Raw genomic sequence first — 19,398 nt, forward strand, 5'->3', positions numbered from 1 at the left:
TAAAGAGTTCACATATGATAATTGATGATAGTTTTAAAAATAGAATTAGTGCGGCACGTCAAGCCGCAGAATTAACTCAAGGTGAATTGGCGGAAAAAGTTGGTGTAGTTCGCCGACAGATCGCAGCCTATGAGGCTGGCAACTCCAAACCAAGGAAAAATATTTTAACTAACTTAGCCGCAGCCCTTGGCACAACATCAGAATGGCTAGCAGAAGGCACAGGAGAGGCACCTGATTTAAGCAAGGTTGTCAAAACTATTACGTTGCCACTTATACCTGTTCTTTCTTACTCTGATTCGATTTTTGACTTAAAGAACCAAGCTAGTTTTTCAAGATTTGTACCATCAATCCCTGATGCCAGTGATAAAGCATTTGCCTATGAAATCATGGGTGATTCAATGACTTCTTCTTATGGGGTTAGCTTCCCATCTGGCACTATTGTTATCATAGATCCATCGTTAGAGCCTAATCATATGGATTATGTACTTCATTACATTGATGGTTTTTGTAGCTTTAAACAACTCATATTTGATCAAGGGGACTGGTACCTTTGCTCATTAAATGTTGATTACCCGTCATACATTATTGAAGATATGCGCCAAATAATCGGAGTTGCGCTACAGGCACAGGTATCCTTAACATCTGATAGAATCAAGGCAAATAAAAAATTTAGCTCAACTAGCACGACAATAGATACTGATAATAACTTACAAGAAAAGCTAAGTGCTATGGAGTCTAAGCTACAACGAATTGAAAACTTACTAAATACTCTTACCGAAAAAAAATAACCACCCAGCCCAAGGACGGGCTAGATTCAGGCAACAAAAAACCCACCGGAGTGGGTTAGTTTGAAGCCTTACTCTATTATTTCTCTTAGCAAAATCTCTGTTGGTTTATATTCATTATTTTTCAACGTGGAAATTACTGTTATATCGCCGCGAAATGAAAGCCTTCCAGATAAAGATTCGGCTGATACATTCGGGTCTAGTACTAATTTAACCCTTCTATCTATGATACCCGGCACAACAGCAGCCCATCCTTTAGAGGGATTATCTAGATCTAGTGCTCTTATTTGAACATCAACGTCAGGGTAATCTCTAACTTGCGTCAACGGGTCAATGGATACTGAAGTTGGAGCTTGTCGGATTGTTTCTGGCGGAATAGATATAGTTTGCTGCCCAGTACCAATAATAAGTGAAGCATTTTCATCTGTTCTGGCTGGTGAAATTACTTTTACAGCACCTTCAGCCAATGATTTCGGATTCTTTACAGAGGTTTCAATAACTGATTTTAATCCTTCTGGTGTCAAATTTGCAGCGCCTGCACCAATATTAATAATCGTATTGTTGTTTGCCTCAAAGTGACTTACCTTGTCTGGACTCATGGCTGCACTAGCAAGATATAATCCATATCCCACCATTCCGGATACAACCGCAAAAACAAGTGTATTTCTCACGGCTCCTTCTCCTATCACGGCGTGACATTTTTCCACAAACTTATCCAGTTTTTCTTGCGACCCAAATAATAACTTAATTACTAGGTCTTCGTATAGACTGCCAGATCGCAATAATTCAACTTCAAGCTCTACTCCGTCAATTTCACAATCAGTCAAATTTGCAAATACTTCGCGCGACTGTTTTGCTATAGCTTCCCAGCCTTGTAAAGATTTGATTATCTCTTTTACACTTACTGGATTTTCAGTTGAATAATAGAATTTCTCCTTAAAACTTAACGACAATACCTCAGCCATGCATTGACATCCTTTGAGTAGAGTATATTAATTTTTTTTACATAATATCAATATTACTTAAGGATGGTTATCTGGTAATTTGATCAGTGATAAACACCAAACCACTGTATACATACACAATGACATCTACTCGTTTTATGATCAATAATCACCAATGCTTCTAAGCGCGCGAGAATATGATTTAAGCCCCTCTTCCGCATACTCATTCGAATGTTTTATACAATCTGTTATCTTATGAGTAAGTTGATGTATTTTCTCAAGAAACTGCATATCTTCGTCCGTTCTCGATTTATGTGCTTTTTGTTCTAATGGAGCAAGTAATTTTAATGCCAGTGTCGAAACTTCATATAAATCATAATACAAAGCATCCGCCGATTTCCTATACTCAATTAAGTCATATAGAATTTCCCTCTTGCTAGCCATAAATCCTCCTATTTCAACTTCCCACAGCACCACTTATAGCGAACTCCGCTACCACATGGGCAATGCTGGTTACGGGTTGGTTTGATTTTGATTATGTTCATGTATCCTCCTAGGGCATTGCTGCCCTACTTAGTATTATTTCCTACTCACCAACCGACGCTTACCACTGATCAGCTCATCATTGCGCTGGTCATCAGCTTTCATGATCTCGTCGTATTCTTCGCGCGTGAAACCCTTCTCGTCTGGATATTTAGCTTTTAGCATCATGACGAACTCGGTCATGGTTAATTGCTCCGCCTCCTCACGACTCATTCCAAAATGAGCTCGAGCAGCATTGATGTACTCAATGGCATTAAAGCTATCTGTAAATTCGTTTTTACCTTCGTTACGCTGAAGCTTTCTAACCTTTACTTTGCCAACAATGCCATGCATCATTAACTCATTAGCCAACACAATTATGGATGTGACAGGCATCTTGCCTAGCCTGTATGTTGAGCCATTTCTACTTGGCTTCCACTCGCCTATCAGCTCATCGCAATCATCATTACAGCAAGCTTGCATCACCATCATTGATGTTGATAAAACGCTGCGTCCGTAGGCTGGTTTTTTTAACGCTCTAAATAGCCAATCAGGAACCTCTCCATAAGCATGTTTGGCGCGAGCAATTAATGCCTGAGCCTCCGCCCCGCTTATCAGAGTAAGTGCATTAACAATCTGCTCTGGCGTTCCTATTCTTGTCATCGCATCAAATGAAGGCTTGAAAAAATAATCTTTGTCAGGCGTTGATATTATGAATTCGCCATATTCCTTTCTTGCTGCCATTTTTCCCCCTGAAAATATTATCAAGGGCACTCGAAAGCACCCTTTGTAATATTAAGCAGCCGTGACAGTGACTACGCATTTAGCAGTTTTTGCACCATCTTCAGATGTGACAGTTACATTTGCTGTTCCTGCTGCAACACCTGTGACAGTGACAACATTCACCAACTTACTAACTGTTGCAAAGTTAGCCTTATCACTTACAACCGTGTAATTTTTATTGGTTGCATCTGTTGGCGTGAAGTTAACTGTGAACGTGCCTGTTTCACCTGCTTTTACGCTCAATGTTGCGGGCGTGACTGATACTCCTGTTACTGCAACTTCCTCAACTAGCCATTCAATCGAGTCAGCATCAGATACTTTTAACTCTCCCGAGTAAGTAGCGATTTCTGATGCTGGAAAATCAGAAGACCAAGATGTGAATACAAAATACCCTTGAAGAACAACAGCATCCTCTCCAGTGAAGTCCATCTGCACCCAATAAGCAGGCTGGCGACCCATTTGCACTTCTTTAGGGATCTCCTGTAATAGCTTTAATGGCCCAAAGTCAGTATCTTTGTCTCTCTTGCGATACTCTCCGTCGAATGAGATAGAGAGATCCATGTTGGTAACAATGTTTTCTATTAGGCCTTTTGTATCGTCTGCCTCTGACGTAATCGAATTTGGTGATAAATCAAAGGACTTTGTTGTAATCGCGCCAATCCGCTTAAATGCAGACTGCGCTGGAACTTGGTCAGGGCAGCCAGGAGCAATACGAATAACTGCATTGCGCCCAATCAACTTGTTAGTTTGTACGGGGCAGTTAGCCATGTTTTACCTCTTTCTATAGAAAATAAAAAAGGCCGCACATTGGCGACCTAGTTTGAGATTTGTTTGTTTATGATAAGCAGCGGAATGAGAGCCTGAATATCGTTCGGTTTTCTGTGGTTACAATTCCTGATGGCAGCCCACCCATGTTAAAAACTGAGTTGAGATTACAGTCACTAGGATTTGCCGCGACATATTTGAGTATTTCATCAGCGCGAGTTAATGCGGGGATTGGGTCATCTTGTGCGGACACGAGAATAACATCTACATAATCATCTGCACTCAACTCACCCAACCGACCAGAACCACTAGCAGGACGGATAACAATATATTGCTGGATTTTAGTTTCTGGACGCTCTTTCCAGTCTAAGCGTTGAACAATGAATCCATCAGTAAGTCCACCGCGCTTTAAGTAGTCAAGAAAATCATCAATAATCACACTCTCAGCTCCCTTGTTATCACTTCATGTATGCGAGCCTCGGACTCTTCAAATGCAGATTTCAAAAACTCTTTTTTCGCAGAGCTACGCCTAAAGTTTTGCTTCACTTTAGGGTCATGGACATACACCGCATAACTTGCGCTATAACCAACCCTCCCCGTTATGCGAGTGCCGTTCACTTTAGTTTCGCGAAACTGCGAATTAATTAGCGTTGATGTGTCAATAGGGGTATACACAGCAGACAGCTCAGCACCGACAAGGATCGCTTTATGTATTGCTGTTTCCGCTTTTTTTGTTGTTGCGTTAATAAACGCTCGTGTATTGCGCCTTGCACTGTCAAGCCCCCTAACTCTGCCAGCCATATCAAGTCCTTATTTCATAATCTGGCCCTTCCCCGAAAAAGCTCATATCATCTTCTTTAACTGTGATGATGATGTCAGCTCCTGCGACTCTCGGGTCAGATTGAGAAGTGGTATCACCTTTGGCAATGTAGAAACCGCGCTCTGGCTTTTGTACATCTACGCCGTTGCGTTTTAACTCAGTGAAAAATACGTTGTTGGTAACAAACTCTTTCCCCATGTCATCTTTCACAACTTCATTGCTAGATTGCCATGTGCAGTCAATAAGATAAGGAAGCCCGTAGGTGGTTTCATCCCCCCACTCGCCGCCACCATGAATGACAGGGTAAATTGTTGCGATATTGGTATATGACCAATTAGCGGTAGCGCTCAATGACAACCTCCCACAGCACGAAAGAACCCAGCCGATTTACTCGCTAGAGGCAACGTAGATAAACACCCTGCCGTATCCCATGCCCTCAACTGTTTCAGTAAATAATCCGTCCCAGAGGAATCATAGGCAAATGAACGTGACGCCCCGTTAGGAGCGCCTTGTGATGATATCTTTCGAGCACCAGACAATGAGGCAAGGCGAACCAGTGCATAAACTAGAAGCAGCTTTTGCAGTGATTCATCATAGTTAGCCGCCAAGCATTCAGATTTTGCATTCACTTGATCCAGCAGCAACAGCAGCACAGAATCAGGCAATGTAAACCCAAGCTCGGCTATCATTGGCTTTACGTCATCAAGTGTTATCACCATCTGCCTTACCTTTGCCTTTTTTCTTCTCTGGTGTAGCGACTTCGAGTTTTCGTTCTTCGATTCGCTCTACCAGCCCAGCCCGTAGCCATGTTTCGGCAGTTTCTTCTGAGACTTCCAACTGAGCGCCAACCTCTAGCTTTTTGAGGTCGGCACCAGCAAAGAAGTTACTTGAAATAACCTTTACCAGTGCCATGAATCCCCCTATGCGCCTTTAGCGTGAATAACTGAGAAGTGACCAGCGATGTCTTGCTTAACCATTAGGCCAGCAGCCCCCCATGTGCGCCAGATGTAATCTGAGTTGTAGAACTGGCGAGGGTCAGCAACAGTACCGAATGCCTGACCGACGATAGGAGCGATAACGCCAGCACCCAGCGGAACAATCAGAACTTCGTTACCTTTCAGCTCATAATCTTCTTTGATGTCTTTAATGCCCGTGATTTTCTTGACCTCTTCAAGAATGGTGCGGGTTTGGTTAACATCGAAGTAGACAGATTCCCAGTTAGACAGGATTTCGCCAGATACGTACCAAGTTTGCTCACCGTATTGCAGGTTTTGCAGTTTCAGTACGTCACGCAGCTTGATGATTTCAGTGCGGATTTTCTTGCCATCTTGCTCAGTTGTAAAATCAATATTCAATGTCACTTGAGCCACGCGTTCATCATTACGTAACCCCTTAAATGTCTTGCCATCAAACGCAATGAAATTACCTGCGGCATCGCGGAAGCCGTTCCAGATAAAGTCCAAATACTTGCGACGAACAGTATCGACCGAGTCTTTCTGCGCATCTGATAAAGAGGCCAGCGCCGAGCCTTTAGCAAAGATAGGGTCACGGAAACCGAACTTAAAGCCAGTATCATGAATAGGAACCATTGTGCCATCAAAGTCATACGCACTTGCTTCTAATAACGCACCGATTTGACCACTCATTGATGTATGAGCAATTCCGCCGCTTCCTTTTCGCGCATATTCATACACCGACTCTTCCAGTCGAACTGAGCGCGATAGCCCCATTAGGTCATTTAACAATGTGAACTCAGTAGTCGGCTGAAATTCAGCCATTACAGTCTGGTCATATGCCTTGTAAAGCCGCTTAATATCATCAATGGCATTTGTTGCGTCCAGTGACGGTGCATTTTCCCCACGAAAACGAGCGCGAGAAATAAAATCAGCCACCGCTTGAGCAGATGAATTACGGGCTAACTGCAATTCACTGAACTGCGCTTGGTTGGCTTCGAGATTTCCTGTTTCGGTTGCTCGACTAGTTGAAAAATAAAACATTCAGTTCTCCTTACTTGAACACAACACGAACCAGCTCACCATCCGTAACGGTTAATGCTGTATCTTCTTCGACATAGGCAAATACTCTTTCACCTTCTGCACCAGTTGCCAGTGTGATTTGACCGTTAGCAACAATGACCGCTTGGCCTTTCTTGTATGTGCCAGCAGCGGCACGTACGTTTAAAAACATGCCCTGCATAGGTTGAATTGCCACAACCCAATCACCCGTTTTGATTTCATCATCTACCGTTTGGCAGCGCAGATAATCAAAGTTGGACACATACAGAATATTTGCTTCTTTGCCATCAACTGATGGTGTGAATTTAGCAGTAGCCTCATCATAGAAGCCGATAACGCCAGCCTTAGTATCAACTGCCGCCGCACCTTCACGATTTAATAGCGGGTTAGGAAATACACCGCCCGCATGAATTACACGTTTTTTGCTCACCATGTTTTACTCCGGCATATCTGAAACTGATTGAGAGGAATTGACTTGTTGGAATGAACCATTCAAGCCATGCGATACATTGCATTTTGCGTATAGCTCTTTCAGTGGGTCGCCACTTAGCGCATTAACTGCTGTGTCGGACATGCCGAATTTAGCTTTCACAGCATCACGCATAGCATTGATTTCTTTGTCTGCGTTGGCATTTAACTGACCTTCAAGAGCGTCAATTTTATCGGTTAGCGGCTTAATCGCTGCATTCACTGCCGCTGTAATGGCATCCGCATTTGTCGCGGCATCTTTTTCCTTCTCTTTTTTATCACGCTCAGATTTCTCCTCTGGTGCTTCCCCTTTCTTTTCTTCGGCATTCATCTGGTTGTAGGCATCCAGCAACTCAGCATCAGATTTACCTTCTGTTTCGATGCCTTTCGCCTTCAGCGCATTCGTGATGATTTCTTTCATCGGGTTAGTTTCCTTATTGGTTTTAACTTCGTACTCTGTTGGCTTGCGCACAACTTCGATAGGCTCACCAACGAGTTCGGCGTCTCCGTCATCGTTCATGAGGTATTTTTGTTGGTAGGTTTTACCTGATTTGTAGTAAATGAATTTATCGGGCCATACCATTTCGGGATAAGGCCAATCATCGCCACTGGAAGCATTGCGTAATGCCGCACGTAATGCGGAATAGATATCTTCAAATGAGAATGAGTTGTTAGCGAAAAAGAACTTAGCTTTGTTAAATAAGCCTTCTTGTGTGCAGTTTGCCGCATCAATAAGCTCTGCTGTTTCAGTTTCTAGCTTCTCACCCTCGCTATTCACGAACATTCCCACGCCATCTTCTGGCGTAGCAGCTCCTGGTTCTGATGCGGGTAAAATAGCGACATGATCGAAGTGCATGTTTCTGGCTACCCATGTGTAGGTTTTACCTTTTGACTTGCCTTTGTTCTGTTCGCGCTGGAGTAATAACCCCGTTGAAACATGAATAGGCTCCGAGTTGTTACCAGCGATAATGTCATCAATGCGGGATAAGAACTCTTTCCCTTTCTCGCTGCCGTCTGCGAATCGACGGTTCACCTTCACGTCCATGACGACCTTTTCGCCATCCTTACGGACGTTTTCAGCCCATGCACCGATGTGATACTGATTGACTGCTCGCGGCATATCTGCTGATACATAATCAGAGCCAATTTTAGGGTGTCCATATGGGCATTGACGCCCCTCTATCGACTTAAAGCTTTTGTTAATCTCACTAGCTGGATATAACCCCCCATTCATCACAACATCATCGACGACAGGCACTACGCCACGTATGACGATATGCTCATCACCATCAATAGTTTCAGTTGAAATATTGGAGGAGTTGACAGCCAGTGATTTAACATGAATGCTGGATAGCTTCATGCGTTGGCCTCTTTATGAATTACTTGTTGTTTCCTGTTGCTTTTCTTCCCACTCATCACGAGACTGAATGAGCCTGTCTAAAACGCTAGGGTTATGCAGCGTGCCGTCTTCATTCAGTAATACTGGTTGATTGGCACAGTAGCAGTTATAGCGATTGCCATTGATTGAGTAGAAATGCTCCGCCTCTTCAACAGTGAATATCTTACCGCTACGTGCTGCATGGCTAGGTCTAGTCGTTGGTTTGAGCGCTGATATCCATAGGATGCCAGTTTTCAGCCCTAGCCTTTCACTAGCCCATGTCGTTTCATTCCAGTTTGCTCTACGAAGTGCGCCTACCTGCTCAGTCTGTGCGATAGCCTTTGCTCTAGTCATCGATACATCTAATCGCTTGCTAACTATCCTCGCTGTCTCGCGTGGGTTTATGCCTCGCGCTATCGACATACCGATTACATTAGCAAGGTCAGTGCGTACAGCATCAGACAAGCCGCGCCAATCGCTGTATGTAGAGATAAATGCCGCTGCAACCTGATTCTGGTAGGCTGGCTGTGACAATAGATAAGTAAGTGTTGTTTGCTGTGCGTAGACTTCGGATTGTATGGCTAAGTTAGTGTAGGCGTTCAGGGTGCCTCGCTCATACCCATCAAGCACATACTCAAAAGCCCACAATCGCTCGTCGCCACCTTCGAGAAGGTAGTCATCAAGTATTGATTGCAGTCTTTCAAGGAATCTAGCGTACTCTGTGGGACGTTCTGCTAGTTCATATATATAAACGCCAGCGTTAACCTTAAAAATCGTATCAGGCTCATCCTGTGCGTTTTTAGCGAGTATGTAGTTTTGAGTGGGTGATTGCGTTTTCTCTCTACCAGTGAATGACAGGTCGAAGAGTTGCTTGAGTGCCTTCTTGAGCTCGTAATACCGATTATCAATATCACGGAACATCTTTCTAACTTGCTGCCCCGATTGTGTTGGGTCAGCCTTATTCCTTGGTATTATCGGCGCCCCTATCTTTTGATTCTTCATCATCGACTAATGGGTCTCCTTTGGCGCCTGACTCTGGCGGCTCGCTGTTCTCAAACTCAGGCAATGTTGGGTACTCGCCAAGCGCCCTAATCTCGTTCTCCATCAGGACTGAGCGCCCAAATGAGTTTTGCGTCTTCATTGCAACATCAGCAGCCTTACTCATGTTATCCAGCTTTTCAGATTGACTGGGTGCAAGCAAATCAGACCAGCTTACTGTTATCTCGTCTTTTTGCTCAATGACGCCAAGCTTTCCAAGTTGATGGATTAGATCAGTGATAACTTTCGAGAGAAACCCTTCACGCCTTGATTTACAGGTTCTTGCCCAATCTTTCATATCCTCAGTTGAAGCGCGCTCCCCTGTAATCTGACCGATAAGCACCTTAACTGGCATGTTGATTGATGCCGCAAACTCAGCGAGTAATGCACGCCATGTCGGTTCAGGGTCAGCAGCGGCAACCGATAACACTGTAGCTGTTCCCTCTTGCATAAATGAAGCTGAGTCAATGCTTTGGTTTAAGCGCCTTACTTGCTCATCTAGCGCATCTGGGAGCCCCTCAAGGTTAGTCCCTAGGGCGTCAGCCAAGGCGGTAAAGTCAGTGTTTTCACCAAAGCTGTAATTGAGATGTCGGCTGGCATTCTTAAGAAAGCCCTCTGCACTACCACCCGAAACCTTTTCAATATCGAGCAGCTTGTTATAACCTTTTCTCAGCAAAGATACGCCGGATGACATTTTACCATCGGCAGCACCTTCGATAAGCGTTATAACTCTGTCAGGATGAATATCAATTATTCGAGATGGTGATCCGTCGCTATCATCCCCCACAGCCATTTCAGTAAACGAGTACATCGTTGGCATGGAGTAGTTTTCGCTTGTTTGGTCTTCATCCCAAGTTTTAACGTCTAACTGAGCTTCCCACGCAGGGATTAAGCGAACGATGGCCTTATCTTTCAGTTTTTTAACGATGGTAGTGTCAACTGGCTCATTCCATTGTCTGTTATCTCTGATTTGGATGATTAGACCAGAATATCGGCCCACTAAATTACGTTTGTCAGCCTCTACAACCTGTTCCCAGTGCTTTTTGAGTAGCTTATTAAGGCTCTTATCCCAATCAGTTGAGCCGTCTTGGTCTGCCTCTTCGTCACCTTCGAATATCTCAGGGTAATCAATCCAGCACCCAGATATGTATCTATCAACCGCAGCACCGCCTAGCGCATTGCGATCATACGCCCTGTAAAAATCATCAAAACTTAGATTCTCAGGCCAGCCAAACTCATTCCATATTCGAGGTCTTTTAGTGTTGCCAGTGCCTAACGCCTGAACGTAGGACATTCTAGCTCTTTGCATGGCTTTCACCGCGTTATTAACCGCTAATGACAGCCGTTGTTGATTTACTCCCATTTTTGCCCTCATTAACGTTTTCTAACAAGCATTCCCGCTATTGATTTTTGCGTGATATACCCATCAAGCCCATATCTAACAGCATCCCAACAGTGGTTGTTTGCATCCAAAATCACAGGCAATACTTCACCAGTGATCCGGTCTGTTTTGTATGAGTAAAGACGGGCTTCTTTTGCTGTTTCTTTACAGCGAGGATGAATGATGATTTGCTTGAAGCCTTTAAGGAATGTCACGCCATCCTCAACGCTTCCCTGCCATTTCTTGGCCGAGGAAATGTTGAATCCCTGCGTCTTGATATGGCTAATAGTTTCCGGTCTTGAGTTGTCCGCTTTAATGGGCCACTTTCTAGCCTCTGGAATTCCTGTGAACTTGGCATCATCGGTTACTTCCCACTCTGCCAATTGCTTATCTGTAGCCCCATCTTTACCAGCGTAGAACTTCCACATGTCATTAAGCTCAACTCCAGCGCCATATGCTTCGTATTCAATGTATAAATTCCTGTCCAACATAAACATACGAATAAGAGTGCTTGGGTCTTTCGCAAATCCGAAGTCACCACCAAATAACAATCTGTCTGCTTTTTTGTAGAGGTCATCGGGGAATGATTGAACAACGTATTTATTCGCTAACACCTGCTTATCAGAGTTTTCAAGATAAGCACCTTCCCATATCCACGCGTAGTCTGAATATTCAAGGCTGTTAAGATCATCAAGCCTTTCTTCTTCCAGAACATCAGGGAACCATGGATTATCGTTGTAGTTCATTTCAACGATAATTGAATTCTTCGGAGGTGTTTTTCTGAATCGCTTGTCTGTGGCGCTACCATCCTTTTCAGGGTTCCATGTTATCCATATTTCAGAGCCTGACTCACGGACGGTGGGCCTTAACTTTTTCCATGCTAAATCTGATACTGATTCCGCTTCATCCACCCAAGCCAGTAACACCCTTGCTTTAGATTTAATGCTATCTAGGTTATGCCTTAGCCCACAGAATACATAACTAACTTTCTTGCACTTAGTTCGAATGTATTTCTCGCCAATATCAAAGTAATCATCTAGCCAAGGAACAGACCTGATCGCCTGTTTAACTTCTTCCATTGATGATTCTTCTAGCGAGTTCATATACTCACGACCACACAGGATAACTCCGCTAATTCCTTGCTCTGCTGCCTGATACGCTTTTACTGCGCTCATCATTGCAAATGTGCGAGTCTTTGCACTACCGCGACCACCATAAGCACCGCGATACCGAACTCCTTCTTTTGCGAATACTGGAACTAATTTGGCAGGGATGGGTAAATCAACTGTCTGCTCCATCAGGTGATACTCCTACCAATCTAATAACTGTTGGCTTGGTCGCCATGCTTCCATCGGATGATTGGTGATCAACTACTACCTTATCAAGCCCAAGAAGCTTAGCCTTGCCCATGGTCGCACCAACCGCCGCTGATGATTGCGGTGTCTCTGCCGTTAGAGCAGCCCTTCTAGCCTCTTCTAATTCTTTTAGCAAATCATCAACAGTCAAATTGTGCCTCTCACGATGATCACTCTTTAGCTCATTAACCCTTGCCGTAATCTTGCCGTTGTCCAATAGCTCTTTTGCTTTCCTGTTAACAGATTCTGTCTTCATTTTACCCGTGGCATACGCTACTCGATAAGCTTCGGACGAATTACCTGTTTCGACGTATGCCTGACAGAATTTCTCTTGCTTAACTGTCAGTGCCATATTCATATCCTCATAACAAATTAAAAAGCCGGCTCACTCGAACTGGCTTTGTGATTGGTTATTCTGCTACTTCATCGTTGAATAACGTTTTCTTTGTTTCCTGCACTCGCTGATAGACGGAGTCAACTTTCGTTAGCGTATCGACACTGCCGTTATCAAAGTTGCCGTTGTTGCTATTCCACAGTTGAACAAATAGCTCATATTCAAGCTGGTCGTCGTTGATGAGCTTAATTGCCTTTGCGGTTGCTGCGGTGTTATTGCCTGTTAGTTTAAGTAAGCCTAAGCGGATTTTCTCTTTTGCTGTTAGTTCAGTAGTCATGCTTTACCTTATTGTTGTGTATGTAATGCTCTATAAAACGTCTTGGCGATAGTTTTAATCTGCCGCACATTGCCGCGACCAGTGACAGTGATGCGCCTAATTTCTCCAGCCTGTCGCAAGCAAGCAGTCAACTCACCATCGGTTATATCAATCTTCGTTCCGAACCCTGTAGTCTTGGCGTCTATGTCGTAGTTCTTCATATTCCACCCAATAAAAAACCCGCACTAGGCGGGCCATTATGAATTCTTGTTGTTTATTTAATATCCAGCGGCTTATCGCGCATCGACTTAGGTATTTCCTTTTCACCATACTCTTCGGCTATTGCCATTATCTCTCTGTATGGTCTAGCGAATGGGCCAACTACAACAATGATGTTTTGACTATAGGCTTCCTCTGGAGTTAGTTTCATGGTTTCTACAGTCATTATCAGTGCAACTTTCAATGCAGCGCCAGTCCAAGGTAAGTGCTCAAGTTCACTCATTACCATACCCTCATCTTTCAGGAAAGCGATATTCGAAATGCGGAGGCTCGCCATTTCTCACTGTTACGTGCAGTTCGTAGATAAACTTGTCTGGCGCAATATTAAATGGCTCAACAATTCCGTCGACATGAACGTCATTGCATACCGCTGGCAACTCAGCTATGTACGTTGATGGAGGCATCCCTTCATCGTTTAGTTTTACTTGCGCCTTCATACCTTCGCATGGGCCATTAACCAATTGAACTTCCATAGTAACCTCGTCTAGTTATTCGTCATTGAAATACTGGCAGGTGGTGACGATACCACTTTTCGAGAGCGACTCTAGCCAGTAGTTATACTTTCGCATAAAAAAGGCCGCTGAGCGACCTATTCCTTCTTGCCAAATATCGACTTAAGAACCCATAGAATTACTGATAGCCCAACCACAGTTCCCCAGTTGATGCTTATTGCCAAGTCGAACCCTGCTGAATCAGCAAACCAATTCCAAATATGCAGCAAGCACCATGACACAAAGAAACTTATTGATAGCGCGGCGATCATGCATGCTGCTAAAATTGCAAAAGATTGACCCGTTGTTAGTCCAGTTGTATTTATTTTCATGGTGATATCCTTATGCGTTGAATTCAGGTAATCGTAGCTGGCCTTTTTCTTCTATCTCCGCAATTCGATTAAGAAGTTGTGGCTTTTTAACTCTGCCCCACCTGTTTAGTAATCGGCCTGACATGCTAGCCACATCTTTCTCTTTCATGAATTCAAGAATTACTTCGTTTCTCTCTTGCTCCATGGTGCGGATATTTTTGGTAATAACATCAGCCATCCAGTTAAAGGCATTGATAAATGCCTCTTTGAGCTTCACAGCCTCATCTCCAGTAAATCCCATTACTAACATCATCCAGCCATCACGGGTCATTTTGTAAAATGGCTGAGGCTTACCATTCTGTAAGTTATTGTTTTCATGGCAAAGCGTAAAATTGCGCTCTGCAAAACTAGGCGAACACGACTTAATGACTGACCTTGCCTTCCTTAATACATCCTTGTGACTCTTCTTAAATGCTAAAGCCACCTTGAATGTATCTGTTTCTGCATTTGAGCCGCTTAGAAATACAAGCTCACGAAAATCAATACCATTAACTACCATTAAATTATTCATACGTATTACCTACATTTGAAATGAACCCTCGTTCACATAGAAAATCAGCCCGTCGAAGCTCGCCAGCTATAACTGACTTCCTCGAAGGCTCATATCAAAGTGATTGGATTCGACGTTTTAAAATTACTCTGTGAATGAGCGGTGAAATGCGTAGAGTTCGCAACCATCATCACGTATCACTACGTTACTTTGGTCACTTACGGCTTACCCGTCAGCCAGATGAAATCACCCCCTTATATGGCGGAATTGCATCCATTAAAAAGCCCCGCTATTTTGCGAGGCTCATATTTGTAATATCCGTTTGAGATTGCTACCTTTTTAAGGTTGTGGTCATTCACGATTAACGTATAGTTGCGTTACATTCATGAACTACTATTCTCGCTTCGCCCCGATATCTGGGGCATTTCTTTGTTGTTCAATTTCCCGTATTGCTTTCTTGTCCAAGTTGCACTTTGCTATTGAGTTCATAGCATCAGCCAATAGTTGAGGAAAGTCACCCCAATCTACTTTCTCAGGGATATCTGGCTGAGGACAATCAGCGGTTAGTTGCGCTGGTATTGGCGGAGACTGAACGGGAATCAATACCTCTTTTGTAGTTCCGCAACTCACTAACAACATCATCGGGCACAGCAGTATTAGCGCACTCATTGTCTTTGAGCACTGTTTTGATAACAGCCTTAACTTTGACATGTTCTGAGTCCTCTAATTGCTTTGCTTTGATGTTATCGAGTGATACTTGATAGTGAAGAGTGATAGCGGATTGGGTTACTTTGTTTAGTAGTTGGCTTGCAGATAGTTCGTTAGACTTTTTGTCAAATTTAACCTGTAACTTATCAAAGTCATTCATAACCCAGATAAGCCAGAATAATAAGATTGCACAAGCAGCCATTAACGCTTTGGTTAGTATGCTTAATTGCTGCCCCATCGTGCTTTATATCCTCTCACATCAATATGTGTGAATGTCTTATAGCGACCAATGCCGTAGCTATCAGGAAACTGAGATTCAAGATAATCAGCGACAACTTTCGGCGTCACACCATTAACCTTGATATCTGCCGCTGTACCTAATAAGTGCTGAGATTTTGGTGCTCCGCCAACATTTTTATTGTGATTAACACAGCGACGACCGCTGACAATAATTACTGGCTTACCAAAGTGGCCGCGAACACCTTCAAGAATTTCAACCAACTTTGATTCAACTTGATTTGCTCCGCATCCGTCTTTACATGCAAATTCTTTACTATCGAAATGCTCACTTAATTTCATTTTTCACCTTTTTAAATACCTGCATGATGTTGCCTTTAGCTGCGAAAACCAAAACGCAGATGAACACATCACCGAGTAAGTTAGATAAGCTCGTATCGAAATCATTAGGCTTTATTAATTGGTAGCTTTGCCAGATACAAAGCCAGATAAGCACCATGCCGATAAATGAATCCCTGTGGCGAGCGTAATTACATAGAAATACACGAATGGCCATGAGAATTAACACGACTACATTCGTATAGTTGATAATCTCCTGATAACTCATTTTTTGCCCCTCCACTTTTCAGTTAAGGTGCTCATCAATACGGAGAAATTATTCTCAATGAGTCTTGGTAGCCATCTAATGGCCTTAGTTAGTGTTTCGCTACTTGCGATAATGAGAAGCAATGAAATGAATAACGCTGAAACCAGAATGGCAGTTAATGTTTTACCTATCTCATAACCCGTCTCAGCTACAATTATTCGCTCTACTGATTCAGAGATAAGAACGCCAGTTAAAAACGATAAGATAAATAACAGAACCTTTTTCTTGTTGTTATCTTTTGAGGCTATGACCGCAACAGTTGCACCAATAATTGCACCTGTAATTACACCGTAGTCAAAGCTTCCTGTCATTAATCCGATTGCACCACCGCCTGCCGCGCCGACGATAGCACCAGCTGCGGTACTTGGCATATGTGACACCTGTGTTTTTAGTTAATAGATAGCCGCGCACAGACGCTCAGTGAAAGTGAGTGATAGTAGTGATTCTGTGGCGGCGTATACGAAAAAGGCCGCACTAGGCGACCTCTTGAATTTTGAACTAGTCGGTTATACCGACAGGTTGGAATTGTCGTTATGTGAATTCCCATAACGGAACAATATCAATACGTTACATTATGCTACCCTCATTGATGAGGGAACCAAAGTAAACGTTACCGCAAAATTTAAAAATTGAGGTAAGAGTTAAACCCCTCGAATTCGGGGGAATTAAAATAGAAAGGGACACCAGATATCCGTCGACCAAAGCATCATCTGGCGTCCCTAATCACACAACTCTCCAAAATGAAGAGCCGCTTACATCGAAAGCCCCAAACGTATCGCAAACCAGATTTCTCCGTTCTGCGTAGAGGTTATGAGGGGCACTATTATTACTCATCCGCAATGTCGGCATTTCTGCTAATGATAGTTTCCCGTCACGATTGATTGCGATTTACTGAGATATTTATACAACAAACCCCACCGAAGTGAGGCTCTATAAGCTGCTGACGTTGTTGTCACTCTTATCACAATATCAGCTATTTTACGTACGTAAAGTGATTTAATGGATTTTTTCTACATATTTATCCATTTCCAAGGTTATATCTAACCACATCAACATTCCGTCGATTTGCCCCTCCGCTTTTTGTAGCTTTTTCCCAATATGGCCATCAGAGCATTTGTGCTTTTTAGCCAACTGAATGAATGTCATACCAAACAGATAATAATCGAGTAGCAGGTCATGCATTTTGCTATCTTTCTTATTTAGTTGAGCCATGCATTCGGAGATAATCATTGCATCATCTTCGCAGCACTGGTCTCGTGACTTCACCTTACTTGGAATTAAACTACTGAACCCAGCCGCTACAGAATACCATTGCACTGATTCTGTATTATCCGCCGCCCAAGCTCCCCATCGCTCCAACACAAGTTGAATATCGCGCATTGTTCACCTCGTGTTAATTTGCGAGCTTTTGCAATCAGCTTCAGGTTTAATACACTTAACAATAGAAACGGCACTATCTAATTCTTTGGCGAGACTGGACGTGCCATTCACTCTTGTTTTATATATCGTCATTAGGCGACCATTGATAACTACATGACCTTCAGCGTTAACATCTTTCGAGTATTTTTTTACCGTCGCTCGATAGCATCCTAGATATCTAGAAACTTCTGCCATATTCCCATACGTTTTGATGAGTAATTCTGGAATGGTCGTGATTTCAGCCTGCATCTTTCAGCTCCTTCAGTTTCTTCCTAAAAACCTCTTTGATGGTTTTGCATTCATCAATAGTCCACTTGTGGCGCTCATGGTCACACTCGATAGACTCAACGGCTTGCTGCCCTATTCGATTAATAAGCTCTACGCGATATGGAACTAGATTCCCCGACTTATGCTGATTACAAACAACACATTGCCTATGAATATTGCGCTCATCGAATCTAAGTTGTGGAGCCGCAGCGGTAGTCCGATAATGACCAGCATCCCACTGAGCAGATTGAAACGTTCCGCATGATATGCATGGCAAATCACGGTCCCTTTCTCTGATATATGCGTTGACGGCTTGTTGTGCTTGTTTAATCCAATAACTGCGGGGTTTTACTGCTAACTTGCGGGCTTTGAGTTTGTCGCGGGCTTTTACTTCTTTTTGCTTCTGTTCTTTCTTGAGTTTAGCTTCTAGTTTTTCCCTCTCCTTACTTCGTCGCTTGATTGCTAATTCTGCTCCATGTTCCGGACTGCACCACTCTATATTTTCGTACTTGGGATGAAACCACTCCCTACATATTTTACAGCGCCGTCGACTTGGGTTAGCCATATTTAACAGCCTCCACGAAAATACAAACAGCGGTAACTATTAGGCCAACAATGAGGCCAAAGAATAATTGTTTCTTCATGCCCTCACCTCACTCAATAACGAATCCATGCGTTTTAGGAGTGTACTACCCATACCTTGCACATTGGCCTTTTCGACATAGACCATTCCACGACCTACTATTTCATCGTCTATTTTCTTAGGAGCAGGCTTGAAAACTTCGATAAATTCACGCTTAACAATCTGCGCAGCATCAGGTGATATTGTGTATTTCAATGTACCTTTGCTTTTCCCTACAACTGACACGGCCGCAAATTTACGCATTAGGCTGATAATGTAACTTGCCGTTGAGTAAGGTATTCCTGTTATGTTTTGCGCTTGTTTTGTGGTGAAATATTCAAGCCCTCTAACCGCTTTGATTATTTCAATCGCATTCTTACCTTGCTGAGTCATAACTTCTCCTTGTTTAGATTGTGACGATTTATTAACTCCCTGCGGCACTCATTTAGATAAACAATTAGCTTATGCACTTCATCTAAGCGCTCATCTAGTTGCTTTAGTTTTTCTTGAGGTGTCATTTATTCATTCTCCGTAACGCACTATACAAATGATTGCACTCAGCTTGTTTGTCTGATTTAAACGGCTTCTCACTAATCCACAGACAATTGCTAGGCCACCCATGCACTTTCTCAACCTTATTGCCAGTGACGTGAAGCAACCCCCATCCTTTCGGCAAATCGTCAATACTGATAATGTCAGGCGGTGATATGAAAAAACGCCAGTCTCCCATGCCGAGTTCTGGTTTTATCCTAAATCGCTTCTTCTTGTCAGCTAGAAAATCAGAACGACTCACTTTCGCTTCAATTAAACAACTCACGCTACTCCTAAATCCAATCGCGTCGGGCTGTTCGCCTGAGCAGTTAACAGATTTCAGCTTGTCATCGAACACGATTTCAAAGCCATTTTTGCGAAGAAATTTAACTGCTATCTCGCATAGTTCATCATGTGTCATCTCTCTTGCTGC

At 43.2% G+C, this 19,398-nt stretch carries 33 protein-coding genes; 2 read left to right on the top strand and 31 right to left on the bottom strand.

Annotated elements, in window-relative coordinates; translation table 11 throughout:
* The first annotated feature begins 14 nt into the window (after positions 1 to 14).
* Complete coding sequence (locus tag SJ312_RS13155; protein ID WP_319867928.1) at positions 15 to 788, top strand: LexA family transcriptional regulator; 774 nt, start codon at positions 15 to 17, stop codon at positions 786 to 788.
* 68 nt (positions 789 to 856) lie between these two features.
* On the opposite strand, the gene SJ312_RS13160 is transcribed toward SJ312_RS13155, so the two are convergent.
* The 20 genes from SJ312_RS13160 to SJ312_RS13250 all read right to left on the bottom strand — a co-directional run bounded on the left by SJ312_RS13160 (position 857) and on the right by SJ312_RS13250 (position 13,460).
* Complete coding sequence (locus SJ312_RS13160) at positions 857 to 1,750, bottom strand: hypothetical protein (protein ID WP_196715497.1); 894 nt, start codon at positions 1,748 to 1,750, stop codon at positions 857 to 859.
* Positions 1,751 to 1,891: 141 nt separating this feature from the next.
* Complete coding sequence (locus SJ312_RS13165) at positions 1,892 to 2,173, bottom strand: hypothetical protein (protein WP_004916404.1); 282 nt, start codon at positions 2,171 to 2,173, stop codon at positions 1,892 to 1,894.
* A gap of 8 nt (positions 2,174 to 2,181) precedes the next feature.
* Positions 2,182 to 2,274 carry an SEC-C metal-binding domain-containing protein gene (locus tag SJ312_RS23505; RefSeq protein ID WP_071599646.1) on the bottom strand — a complete coding sequence of 31 codons (93 nt, stop codon included), beginning with the start codon at positions 2,272 to 2,274 and terminating at the stop codon, positions 2,182 to 2,184.
* A gap of 34 nt (positions 2,275 to 2,308) precedes the next feature.
* Positions 2,309 to 2,995, bottom strand: a complete 687-nt coding sequence (locus SJ312_RS13170) for a DUF6246 family protein (RefSeq protein WP_053110919.1) — start codon at positions 2,993 to 2,995, stop codon at positions 2,309 to 2,311.
* 51 nt (positions 2,996 to 3,046) lie between these two features.
* Entirely contained in the window at positions 3,047 to 3,802 is a 756-nt protein-coding gene (locus SJ312_RS13175) for an Ig-like domain-containing protein (protein ID WP_319867930.1), read from the bottom strand.
* Positions 3,803 to 3,869: 67 nt separating this feature from the next.
* The gene (locus SJ312_RS13180; RefSeq protein ID WP_052127995.1) at positions 3,870 to 4,238 is read right to left on the bottom strand and encodes a hypothetical protein; all 369 of its coding nucleotides are present in this window, start codon (positions 4,236 to 4,238) and stop codon (positions 3,870 to 3,872) included.
* Entirely contained in the window at positions 4,235 to 4,600 is a 366-nt protein-coding gene (locus SJ312_RS13185) for an HK97 gp10 family phage protein (protein ID WP_319867932.1), read from the bottom strand. Before SJ312_RS13185 ends, SJ312_RS13180 begins: the two co-directional genes overlap by 4 nt.
* 1 nt (position 4,601) lies before the next feature.
* Positions 4,602 to 4,970, bottom strand: coding sequence for a hypothetical protein (locus tag SJ312_RS13190; protein ID WP_319867934.1), 369 nt, complete (start codon positions 4,968 to 4,970; stop codon positions 4,602 to 4,604).
* Positions 4,967 to 5,338, bottom strand: a complete 372-nt coding sequence (locus SJ312_RS13195; RefSeq protein ID WP_319867936.1) for a hypothetical protein — start codon at positions 5,336 to 5,338, stop codon at positions 4,967 to 4,969. The genes SJ312_RS13190 and SJ312_RS13195 overlap by 4 nt, the downstream gene beginning before the upstream one ends.
* Complete coding sequence (locus tag SJ312_RS13200; protein ID WP_319867937.1) at positions 5,322 to 5,531, bottom strand: hypothetical protein; 210 nt, start codon at positions 5,529 to 5,531, stop codon at positions 5,322 to 5,324. The genes SJ312_RS13195 and SJ312_RS13200 overlap by 17 nt, the downstream gene beginning before the upstream one ends.
* An 8-nt stretch (positions 5,532 to 5,539) precedes the next feature.
* Positions 5,540 to 6,616 carry a major capsid protein gene (locus tag SJ312_RS13205; RefSeq protein WP_193450979.1) on the bottom strand — a complete coding sequence of 359 codons (1,077 nt, stop codon included), beginning with the start codon at positions 6,614 to 6,616 and terminating at the stop codon, positions 5,540 to 5,542.
* A gap of 10 nt (positions 6,617 to 6,626) precedes the next feature.
* On the bottom strand, positions 6,627 to 7,067 hold the full coding sequence (locus tag SJ312_RS13210; protein ID WP_004918439.1) for a hypothetical protein: 441 nt from the start codon (positions 7,065 to 7,067) through the stop codon (positions 6,627 to 6,629).
* A gap of 3 nt (positions 7,068 to 7,070) precedes the next feature.
* Positions 7,071 to 8,462 carry a DUF2213 domain-containing protein gene (locus tag SJ312_RS13215; RefSeq protein ID WP_004918437.1) on the bottom strand — a complete coding sequence of 464 codons (1,392 nt, stop codon included), beginning with the start codon at positions 8,460 to 8,462 and terminating at the stop codon, positions 7,071 to 7,073.
* Positions 8,463 to 8,474: 12 nt separating this feature from the next.
* Complete coding sequence (locus SJ312_RS13220) at positions 8,475 to 9,485, bottom strand: phage minor head protein (RefSeq protein ID WP_004918436.1); 1,011 nt, start codon at positions 9,483 to 9,485, stop codon at positions 8,475 to 8,477.
* Complete coding sequence (locus SJ312_RS13225; protein WP_319867943.1) at positions 9,439 to 10,881, bottom strand: anti-CBASS protein Acb1 family protein; 1,443 nt, start codon at positions 10,879 to 10,881, stop codon at positions 9,439 to 9,441. Before SJ312_RS13225 ends, SJ312_RS13220 begins: the two co-directional genes overlap by 47 nt.
* Positions 10,882 to 10,892: 11 nt before the next feature.
* Positions 10,893 to 12,197, bottom strand: coding sequence for a PBSX family phage terminase large subunit (locus SJ312_RS13230; protein ID WP_319867944.1), 1,305 nt, complete (start codon positions 12,195 to 12,197; stop codon positions 10,893 to 10,895).
* A complete protein-coding gene (locus tag SJ312_RS13235) occupies positions 12,181 to 12,606 on the bottom strand; it encodes a terminase small subunit (RefSeq protein WP_319867945.1) in 426 nt (141 codons plus the stop codon). The genes SJ312_RS13230 and SJ312_RS13235 overlap by 17 nt, the downstream gene beginning before the upstream one ends.
* 58 nt (positions 12,607 to 12,664) lie before the next feature.
* On the bottom strand, positions 12,665 to 12,925 hold the full coding sequence (locus SJ312_RS13240) for a DUF2560 family protein (RefSeq protein WP_036983118.1): 261 nt from the start codon (positions 12,923 to 12,925) through the stop codon (positions 12,665 to 12,667).
* A gap of 8 nt (positions 12,926 to 12,933) precedes the next feature.
* Positions 12,934 to 13,125 (bottom strand): hypothetical protein, encoded by a 192-nt coding sequence (locus SJ312_RS13245; protein ID WP_319867948.1) that lies wholly within the window; start codon positions 13,123 to 13,125, stop codon positions 12,934 to 12,936.
* 53 nt (positions 13,126 to 13,178) lie between these two features.
* The gene (locus tag SJ312_RS13250) at positions 13,179 to 13,460 is read right to left on the bottom strand and encodes a hypothetical protein (protein WP_319867950.1); all 282 of its coding nucleotides are present in this window, start codon (positions 13,458 to 13,460) and stop codon (positions 13,179 to 13,181) included.
* Between the two features lie 51 nt (positions 13,461 to 13,511).
* On the opposite strand from SJ312_RS13250, the gene SJ312_RS13255 reads away from it, so the two are divergent.
* Positions 13,512 to 13,640 carry a hypothetical protein gene (locus tag SJ312_RS13255; protein ID WP_319867951.1) on the top strand — a complete coding sequence of 43 codons (129 nt, stop codon included), beginning with the start codon at positions 13,512 to 13,514 and terminating at the stop codon, positions 13,638 to 13,640.
* Between the two features lie 132 nt (positions 13,641 to 13,772).
* On the opposite strand, the gene SJ312_RS13260 is transcribed toward SJ312_RS13255, so the two are convergent.
* From SJ312_RS13260 to SJ312_RS13310, 11 genes are all read right to left on the bottom strand, one after another.
* Positions 13,773 to 14,006, bottom strand: a complete 234-nt coding sequence (locus SJ312_RS13260) for a hypothetical protein (RefSeq protein ID WP_319867953.1) — start codon at positions 14,004 to 14,006, stop codon at positions 13,773 to 13,775.
* 10 nt (positions 14,007 to 14,016) lie between these two features.
* Positions 14,017 to 14,556 (bottom strand): Rha family transcriptional regulator, encoded by a 540-nt coding sequence (locus SJ312_RS13265; RefSeq protein ID WP_210846710.1) that lies wholly within the window; start codon positions 14,554 to 14,556, stop codon positions 14,017 to 14,019.
* 535 nt (positions 14,557 to 15,091) lie between these two features.
* Entirely contained in the window at positions 15,092 to 15,481 is a 390-nt protein-coding gene (locus SJ312_RS13270) for a hypothetical protein (protein WP_319867956.1), read from the bottom strand.
* On the bottom strand, positions 15,466 to 15,822 hold the full coding sequence (locus SJ312_RS13275) for a D-Ala-D-Ala carboxypeptidase family metallohydrolase (protein WP_140171640.1): 357 nt from the start codon (positions 15,820 to 15,822) through the stop codon (positions 15,466 to 15,468). The genes SJ312_RS13270 and SJ312_RS13275 overlap by 16 nt, the downstream gene beginning before the upstream one ends.
* Positions 15,809 to 16,087, bottom strand: a complete 279-nt coding sequence (locus SJ312_RS13280; RefSeq protein ID WP_136135528.1) for a hypothetical protein — start codon at positions 16,085 to 16,087, stop codon at positions 15,809 to 15,811. Before SJ312_RS13280 ends, SJ312_RS13275 begins: the two co-directional genes overlap by 14 nt.
* The gene (locus SJ312_RS13285) at positions 16,084 to 16,497 is read right to left on the bottom strand and encodes a putative holin (protein WP_071548375.1); all 414 of its coding nucleotides are present in this window, start codon (positions 16,495 to 16,497) and stop codon (positions 16,084 to 16,086) included. Before SJ312_RS13285 ends, SJ312_RS13280 begins: the two co-directional genes overlap by 4 nt.
* 625 nt (positions 16,498 to 17,122) lie before the next feature.
* Complete coding sequence (locus tag SJ312_RS13290) at positions 17,123 to 17,506, bottom strand: antiterminator Q family protein (protein WP_319867960.1); 384 nt, start codon at positions 17,504 to 17,506, stop codon at positions 17,123 to 17,125.
* Positions 17,507 to 17,509: 3 nt separating this feature from the next.
* Positions 17,510 to 17,794: a hypothetical protein gene (locus SJ312_RS13295; RefSeq protein WP_210849389.1), complete on the bottom strand. Its 285-nt coding sequence runs from the start codon at positions 17,792 to 17,794 to the stop codon at positions 17,510 to 17,512.
* On the bottom strand, positions 17,784 to 18,377 hold the full coding sequence (locus tag SJ312_RS13300; protein WP_319867962.1) for a recombination protein NinG: 594 nt from the start codon (positions 18,375 to 18,377) through the stop codon (positions 17,784 to 17,786). The genes SJ312_RS13295 and SJ312_RS13300 overlap by 11 nt, the downstream gene beginning before the upstream one ends.
* A 75-nt stretch (positions 18,378 to 18,452) precedes the next feature.
* Positions 18,453 to 18,827, bottom strand: a complete 375-nt coding sequence (locus SJ312_RS13305) for a hypothetical protein (RefSeq protein ID WP_319867963.1) — start codon at positions 18,825 to 18,827, stop codon at positions 18,453 to 18,455.
* Between the two features lie 121 nt (positions 18,828 to 18,948).
* On the bottom strand, positions 18,949 to 19,386 hold the full coding sequence (locus SJ312_RS13310) for a hypothetical protein (protein WP_319867965.1): 438 nt from the start codon (positions 19,384 to 19,386) through the stop codon (positions 18,949 to 18,951).
* Between the last annotated feature and the right edge of the window lie 12 nt (positions 19,387 to 19,398).

The organism is Providencia sp. CIM-Carb-044 (assembly GCF_033901115.1).
Lineage (GTDB): Bacteria > Pseudomonadota > Gammaproteobacteria > Enterobacterales > Enterobacteriaceae > Providencia > Providencia hangzhouensis.

What these genes read in the sequence shown, in the direction of transcription:
- SJ312_RS13265 (WP_210846710.1), bottom strand. Translation starts at nt 14,556, where the DNA reads ATGAATAATTTAATGGTAGTTAATGGTATTGATTTTCGTGAGCTTGTA.
- SJ312_RS13200 (WP_319867937.1), bottom strand. Translation starts at nt 5,531, where the DNA reads ATGGCACTGGTAAAGGTTATTTCAAGTAACTTCTTTGCTGGTGCCGAC.
- SJ312_RS13300 (WP_319867962.1), bottom strand. Translation starts at nt 18,377, where the DNA reads ATGGCTAACCCAAGTCGACGGCGCTGTAAAATATGTAGGGAGTGGTTT.
- SJ312_RS13285 (WP_071548375.1), bottom strand. Translation starts at nt 16,497, where the DNA reads ATGCCAAGTACCGCAGCTGGTGCTATCGTCGGCGCGGCAGGCGGTGGT.
- SJ312_RS13165 (WP_004916404.1), bottom strand. Translation starts at nt 2,173, where the DNA reads ATGGCTAGCAAGAGGGAAATTCTATATGACTTAATTGAGTATAGGAAA.
- SJ312_RS13295 (WP_210849389.1), bottom strand. Translation starts at nt 17,794, where the DNA reads ATGCAGGCTGAAATCACGACCATTCCAGAATTACTCATCAAAACGTAT.
- SJ312_RS13245 (WP_319867948.1), bottom strand. Translation starts at nt 13,125, where the DNA reads ATGAAGAACTACGACATAGACGCCAAGACTACAGGGTTCGGAACGAAG.
- SJ312_RS13235 (WP_319867945.1), bottom strand. Translation starts at nt 12,606, where the DNA reads ATGGCACTGACAGTTAAGCAAGAGAAATTCTGTCAGGCATACGTCGAA.
- SJ312_RS13255 (WP_319867951.1), top strand. Translation starts at nt 13,512, where the DNA reads ATGGCTCAACAATTCCGTCGACATGAACGTCATTGCATACCGCTGGCA.
- SJ312_RS13170 (WP_053110919.1), bottom strand. Translation starts at nt 2,995, where the DNA reads ATGGCAGCAAGAAAGGAATATGGCGAATTCATAATATCAACGCCTGAC.
- SJ312_RS13225 (WP_319867943.1), bottom strand. Translation starts at nt 10,881, where the DNA reads ATGGGAGTAAATCAACAACGGCTGTCATTAGCGGTTAATAACGCGGTG.
- SJ312_RS13185 (WP_319867932.1), bottom strand. Translation starts at nt 4,600, where the DNA reads ATGGCTGGCAGAGTTAGGGGGCTTGACAGTGCAAGGCGCAATACACGA.
- SJ312_RS13155 (WP_319867928.1), top strand. Translation starts at nt 15, where the DNA reads ATGATAATTGATGATAGTTTTAAAAATAGAATTAGTGCGGCACGTCAA.
- SJ312_RS13305 (WP_319867963.1), bottom strand. Translation starts at nt 18,827, where the DNA reads ATGACTCAGCAAGGTAAGAATGCGATTGAAATAATCAAAGCGGTTAGA.
- SJ312_RS13280 (WP_136135528.1), bottom strand. Translation starts at nt 16,087, where the DNA reads ATGAGTTATCAGGAGATTATCAACTATACGAATGTAGTCGTGTTAATT.
- SJ312_RS13290 (WP_319867960.1), bottom strand. Translation starts at nt 17,506, where the DNA reads ATGCGCGATATTCAACTTGTGTTGGAGCGATGGGGAGCTTGGGCGGCG.
- SJ312_RS13270 (WP_319867956.1), bottom strand. Translation starts at nt 15,481, where the DNA reads ATGGGGCAGCAATTAAGCATACTAACCAAAGCGTTAATGGCTGCTTGT.
- SJ312_RS13310 (WP_319867965.1), bottom strand. Translation starts at nt 19,386, where the DNA reads ATGACACATGATGAACTATGCGAGATAGCAGTTAAATTTCTTCGCAAA.
- SJ312_RS13275 (WP_140171640.1), bottom strand. Translation starts at nt 15,822, where the DNA reads ATGAAATTAAGTGAGCATTTCGATAGTAAAGAATTTGCATGTAAAGAC.
- SJ312_RS13260 (WP_319867953.1), bottom strand. Translation starts at nt 14,006, where the DNA reads ATGAAAATAAATACAACTGGACTAACAACGGGTCAATCTTTTGCAATT.
- SJ312_RS23505 (WP_071599646.1), bottom strand. Translation starts at nt 2,274, where the DNA reads ATGAACATAATCAAAATCAAACCAACCCGTAACCAGCATTGCCCATGT.
- SJ312_RS13240 (WP_036983118.1), bottom strand. Translation starts at nt 12,925, where the DNA reads ATGACTACTGAACTAACAGCAAAAGAGAAAATCCGCTTAGGCTTACTT.
- SJ312_RS13175 (WP_319867930.1), bottom strand. Translation starts at nt 3,802, where the DNA reads ATGGCTAACTGCCCCGTACAAACTAACAAGTTGATTGGGCGCAATGCA.
- SJ312_RS13160 (WP_196715497.1), bottom strand. Translation starts at nt 1,750, where the DNA reads ATGGCTGAGGTATTGTCGTTAAGTTTTAAGGAGAAATTCTATTATTCA.
- SJ312_RS13220 (WP_004918436.1), bottom strand. Translation starts at nt 9,485, where the DNA reads ATGATGAAGAATCAAAAGATAGGGGCGCCGATAATACCAAGGAATAAG.
- SJ312_RS13215 (WP_004918437.1), bottom strand. Translation starts at nt 8,462, where the DNA reads ATGAAGCTATCCAGCATTCATGTTAAATCACTGGCTGTCAACTCCTCC.
- SJ312_RS13195 (WP_319867936.1), bottom strand. Translation starts at nt 5,338, where the DNA reads ATGGTGATAACACTTGATGACGTAAAGCCAATGATAGCCGAGCTTGGG.
- SJ312_RS13210 (WP_004918439.1), bottom strand. Translation starts at nt 7,067, where the DNA reads ATGGTGAGCAAAAAACGTGTAATTCATGCGGGCGGTGTATTTCCTAAC.
- SJ312_RS13250 (WP_319867950.1), bottom strand. Translation starts at nt 13,460, where the DNA reads ATGGCGAGCCTCCGCATTTCGAATATCGCTTTCCTGAAAGATGAGGGT.
- SJ312_RS13230 (WP_319867944.1), bottom strand. Translation starts at nt 12,197, where the DNA reads ATGGAGCAGACAGTTGATTTACCCATCCCTGCCAAATTAGTTCCAGTA.
- SJ312_RS13205 (WP_193450979.1), bottom strand. Translation starts at nt 6,616, where the DNA reads ATGTTTTATTTTTCAACTAGTCGAGCAACCGAAACAGGAAATCTCGAA.